A 742-nucleotide genomic window follows, 5' to 3' on the forward strand; every position below is an offset into this window, starting at 1 on the left:
TTGGTCCCAAACCAAGTGCTCTACCAAGCTGAGCTACTTCCCGTTATAAATGGTGCACCCTGAGAGATTCGAACTCCCGGCCTTTAGATTCGTAGTCTAACGCTCTATCCAGCTGAGCTAAGGGTGCGAGACGAATGAACTTTCATGGGATATTAAGATGGTACCGAGGGCCGGACTTGAACCGGCACGAGGAAACCCTCGCAGGATTTTAAGTCCTGTGCGTCTACCAATTCCGCCACCCCGGCAAGGTATAATTCATGCGGTAGACTATTTGAAAAATGGTGCCGGCGAAAGGATTCGAACCCTCGACCCTCTGATTACAAGTCAGATGCTCTACCAACTGAGCTACACCGGCAGGTGTAAATGGTGGAGGATGACGGGATCGAACCGCCGACCCCCTGCTTGTAAGGCAGGTGCTCTCCCAGCTGAGCTAATCCTCCAAATATGTAATGCCTGGCAACGTCCTATCCTCACAGGGGGAGACCCCCAACTACTTTCGGCGCTGAAGCGCTTAACTTCCGTGTTCGGCATGGGAACGGGTGTGGCCGCTTCGCTATCGTCACCAGACATATATGAGATTAACATTATTTTAACATAATGTCAACTCTTTTTTTAAGAGATTGTTCTCTCAAAACTGAAGACTCATCAATTCATACAAACCATTAGACTAGATCAAAGCCTCGACCGATTAGTATCATTCAGCTCCACACGTCGCCGTGCTTCCACCCATGACCTATCTACC

At 49.3% G+C, this 742-nt stretch carries 4 tRNA genes and 1 rRNA gene; all 5 read right to left on the reverse strand.

Going from position 1 to position 742, the window contains the following annotated elements:
• Window positions 1–50 precede the first annotated feature (50 nt).
• The 5 genes from EVJ34_RS15385 to rrf all read right to left on the reverse strand — a co-directional run bounded on the left by EVJ34_RS15385 (window position 51) and on the right by rrf (window position 567).
• A tRNA-Arg gene (locus tag EVJ34_RS15385) sits at window positions 51–127 on the reverse strand.
• Window positions 128–158: 31 nt separating this feature from the next.
• Window positions 159–245, reverse strand: a tRNA-Leu gene (locus EVJ34_RS15390).
• Window positions 246–279: 34 nt separating this feature from the next.
• Window positions 280–355, reverse strand: a tRNA-Thr gene (locus EVJ34_RS15395).
• 9 nt (window positions 356–364) lie between these two features.
• A tRNA-Val gene (locus EVJ34_RS15400) sits at window positions 365–440 on the reverse strand.
• An 11-nt stretch (window positions 441–451) separates the two neighbouring features.
• Window positions 452–567, reverse strand: a 5S ribosomal RNA gene (gene rrf, locus EVJ34_RS15405).
• Between the last annotated feature and the right edge of the window lie 175 nt (window positions 568–742).

Origin of the sequence: Exiguobacterium sp. SL-9 (assembly GCF_004336985.1) — a bacterium.
Taxonomy (GTDB): domain Bacteria; phylum Bacillota; class Bacilli; order Exiguobacteriales; family Exiguobacteriaceae; genus Exiguobacterium.